This is a genomic window from Microvirgula sp. AG722 (genome assembly GCF_003269145.1).
GTDB classification, from domain to species: Bacteria; Pseudomonadota; Gammaproteobacteria; order Burkholderiales; family Aquaspirillaceae; genus Microvirgula; species Microvirgula aerodenitrificans.
Genome location: NZ_QLTJ01000036.1, coordinates 1 through 4,329 on the forward strand (window position 1 = coordinate 1; position 4,329 = coordinate 4,329).

Here is a 4,329-nt window from a genome sequence, read left to right on the forward strand (position 1 = left end):
GCTGGCGCAGGGCGACGAGGTCATAGGTCGAGCTGCCAAGCCTGGCTTCGGGCTGGCCATGCCGGCTGCCGACCAGGCGGAAGCCGAAGCCGGCCTGGTTGCCGGGCATGTCATCGCTGAAGCGGGCGAAGCGCTGTTCCAGTGTGCGCAGCGGCTGCAGCGAGGCGGCAATGCCGGCGCCGGACAACTGGCGCAGCGCATGACCGATATCGGCAACCGAGGCCAGTTCGAGGCTGCGGAACAGCGGACTGCCGTCATAGCCCTGTTCCATCGCCGCGGCGATCGGCTGCAGTGCGGCGTCGGGCACCAGCTGGCGGTAGTCGTTCTTGGTCATCATCACGCCGACATCGCCGTCGCCGTCACGATAGGCCTGGGCATGCCAGGCGGCGGAACGTGAGCGGATATGCTCGATGCCGTCGATGCGGCTGCCGCGCAGCACCTTGTCGAAGCGGGCCTGGCGCGAAGCCGTGCCGGTGGCGAAGGTGGTGTCGATGCTGACCGCGCTGGCATCGAGATGTGCGCCGTCCAGCGTGCCGGCGCCGCCGTCGGGCCGGGTGCCGATCACGTAGCCGGCCAGCGAGCGTGTGGCACGGAGTGCCTGGGGTTCAGGCTTGTCCTTCTGCTGACTGAAAAGGGGGTTGAAAACGAAACCGGTGTCAGCCTCCGTGCCGCTGACGTCACGGCCGCGGGTACTGGTATTCCTGAATACGCCGCAACTTTTATCCGGGCACAGCAGGTTGACCTTGCCTCGATTGATCAGGATGCTGCCGGTGCCGGCGATCTGGAACGCATGAGAGCGGCTGGCGTGGACATTGATGACGCCGCTGTCGTCGTTGACGATGGCGCCGGAAGTATTGCGCTTGCTCAGGACCATGGCGGCCATGCCGGTATCGGTCGTTCCCTTTTCGCCCAGATTGATGATGCCGCGGTTGACCAGCTGTGAATCGCTGTTGCTGTGCATCGCCATCGCCTTGTCGCCGCGAACGGTGATTTCCCCGCCCTCGTCGTTGAGGAGGTCGTGACCGGTATGCTGGTGGACCCGCAGTGCGCTGCGGGTACGGCCGGTGGCGGTGAAATCGATGCTGCCGCGGTTGATGAACAGGCTGCGTGCCGGGTCACGCGTGCCGGATGCGGAAGGGACGTTACCGCGTGGTGCCGGTCCCATCGGGCCGGCCGAAGTCATGATGCCGTAGCCGTCGCGCGCCACCAGCTTGCCGGTGTTGGTGGCCAGCCCGCCTCCCGGGCTGGCAACATAGATCGCGTGCCGGCTCTTGCCCGTGCCGGCTTTTTCCGCGATGACGTTACCGTGGTTGACGACGGTGCCGCCCTGACCGTAGCGCAGGGCGCCGGCACCGCTCAGGTGAATGCTGCCGTCTGGCCGGTTGGTCAGCGTGCCGGTGACCTTGAGTGGCTGACTCAGGGTCAGCGTGCCGCTGTTGACCATGTCGGCATGAACCATGCTCGACTTGTTACTGCTCAGGGTCAGGGTCGCGCCGAGCGCGTTGCGCATGGTGCCGAGCGCCACCAGCGTGATGTCCCTGGCGCTGCCATCATTGGTCAGCGTACCGTCCCCGTGGATGAAAAGGGTGCCGTTGCTCAAGGTGCTGGTGATCAGCATCCGGTTCGATCCCTTGGCCAGCGGCGTTCCGGTCGGAGACTGGCTTGCCCCTCTGCCCTGGCCTCCCACGCTCAGCTTGCGACCTCCCAGATCAAGCGGTGCCGAAACCACGAATTGCTGATCGTCGGAGCCGGTCGGCGTGACATCCGGCTGGTGCGGTAACCGGGCTTCCGGCATCGGAACACCGTTGAGGTTGACCGCGCCCCGGTTGATCAGAATGCTGCTGCTGTCGGCATGGAAGGCCTGGGCGCCATCTGCATTGACATTGATCACACCCTGGGTGTCGTTCAGTGCCGTGGCGCCATTGAGGGCGACCATCCCGTAGTGCCGGCCACTGGTTGACCGGGATGATGCGTCCGCTTCCAGATTGATGATGCCCTGGTTGGTCACGATGGCGCCCGGGAACGAGGCCACCATGCCGACGCCGGCATTGTGAACGGTGATGGTTCCCTCATTGGTGGCATTGGCCCGGGTGGTGCGCTGGCCGCCGAGAGGGGCGCTGACCGACAGGCCGAAGCCCAGCTCATGCACGGGTATGGCCAGGGCCTCCGGGGCTGGCGCCGGTTTGCCGGCTTCCAGATGCAGCGGATCGATATCGATCAGACCCCGGTTGATCAGGTGTGGAAGGGAAGTGTTGTCCTGTCCGCTGGCGGCCATGCCGCTGGCGCCAAGCCCGCGGGCGGTGATGGTGGCGGCATGGCCGTTGATGGCCATGGCCCCTTCTTCGGGGATGCCGTCCGGGCTGACCTGGCCTATTGCCTGCAGTGCCGTGGCGCCCGGGCCGACGGTAATCCGGCCGCCCAGGCTGGCCTGGGCCCGGGAACCGGCAATGCGGATGCCCACCGCGTCCTGGTCGACGGTCAGCAGGCTGTTGGTCCGGGTGTCGAGCCGGGTGTTGCCGGCGCTGATCATGATGCCGGTTGAGCCGTTCCCGGTCACGGCGGTGGTGCCGGCCTGAAGCGAGACCTGGCTGAAGGCGCCCCGGGCGGCGATGCCGGTTCCCCCGCCGGAGATCCGCATGCTGCCGCCATCGCGATAGACCTCGCCTCTCGGGCTTTCCAGCACGACACCGTACGAATCCGCACCGTCAATGGTCGACGAGTCGTGCAGACGGACCATGGAACGGATGCCGGAGATCCGGATGCCGGTGGCGCCAGCCGTCACGCTGCCGGCCGGTCTGGCCTGGCCCGATGTCTGGCCTGACGCCGGGCCGGTGGTGGCGGAAACCGGAAGCTGGTAAGGAATGATGCCGCCCGGTTCCTGCGGGGCGGCGGCCTGGTCCAGCGCCGGGTCGTACAGTTCGACCCGGGCCCGGTCGCCGATGATGTGGAAGGCGGTTGCCCGGTCGAGTACCGTGCCGAAGCCCTCGCCGAGGGCACGGGCCGAGTATCCGACGATCCTGACACCGGTGGACAGGGGTCCGCCGACATTGAACGGGCGGGACAGGCGGACCTGCGCCTGGTTGCCGTCAATGGCGATGCCGGTCGCACCGTTGACGATCCGGCCACCGCCATCAAGCGACAGCCGGGCACGGTGGCCTTTCACCTTGATGCCGACCGACTGGCTGCCATTGACATTCAATGTCTTGCGGACCCGCTGCACATCGGCCCGCTGACCGATGATATGGAGGGCGGTGGCCCCCTGTGCCGCGCTGATCGGGTGGTCACTGACAATCCGGGCGTCATCGGCACGGATTTCCTTGCCGGGCGTGCCGGCATCGCTGGCGTTGATCAGTTCCAGCGTATACGGCGGTGAGTTGCCGGCCGCCGCCGGCGCCGCCATGGCGCCGGCGACCGCCACCGAGCCGCCGGCCCGGAAGAAGGCTGCCAGCAAACGTCGGCATGTGCCACTCAAGCCCGGTTCAAGCAAGCGCTGCCTGAGCAGGTATTGGCGTTGGCTTAACAAGAAAAGGCGCTGATAAATATATAACATGATGAGTCATCCTTGCATGAGCTTCCAGGAATCGAGTCATGACGCTATATGAACCGGATCGGGCGAGGCAGTGACACAAGGCTGGTTTGCAAATGGGAACTATCCGTATTATTTCTGGAAAAATCCGCGGTTCGTTGAATTGGGCAAGTATTTGCGTAGTTAGATATACGTTTTGTCTGCTTGAATAAGAAAAACCTGCTTCCTGCCAGAGAAGAGGCGAGACAGAAGCAGGCGGTGACAATTCAGAAGCCATGGCGATAATTGGCCATGATTCGCCGGTCTCCGGCGCCATTCTCGCGGCTGGCAAAGGCGCTGATTTCAAAGTGGCTGTCCTTGCCATGGTGGCTGAGGCCGAGCTTGCCGTCGTAGCCCAGGCGGTGGTTGCCGCTCGCCGGCAGCTCGAAGCGGCCGGCGGCCGGGACGCTGGCGAAGCCGGCCTGGCGGGTGCCGGCCTGCCGGTACAGCGTCGGGCGACCCAGCAGTTCGGCGTCTGCCCGCCAGCCCCTGCGGGAGGCGACGGCATCGTAGCGGACGCGCAGCCCGAGTACGCCGTCCACGGCGCTGTCGCGTGCCGCCGACAGGCGCAGCGCGTAGGCGCCGGCATCGCGCTCGGTCAGCGCGGCATCACGCTGGTGGCGCAGTTTCAGGCCAAGCAGCGGTTCCAGGGTCAGGCCGGATGCCAGTGTGTGCGGCATGGCGAGGCTGAACTGGCTGCTGAACTGGTCTCGACGCTGGTCGGCGCGCGGGCGCAGGTTGACATCGCCATAGCGCAACGTGCG

At 66.0% G+C, this 4,329-nt stretch carries 2 protein-coding genes; both read right to left on the minus strand.

The window, feature by feature from the left end; genetic code table 11:
• The coding region (locus tag DFO50_RS18620; RefSeq protein ID WP_146745157.1) for a hypothetical protein at nucleotides 1–3,472 on the minus strand (3,472 nt) is incomplete at its 3' end.
• Between the two features lie 320 nt (nucleotides 3,473–3,792).
• A partial coding sequence (locus DFO50_RS18625; RefSeq protein WP_146745158.1) for an autotransporter outer membrane beta-barrel domain-containing protein occupies nucleotides 3,793–4,329 on the minus strand: 537 nt, incomplete at its 5' end.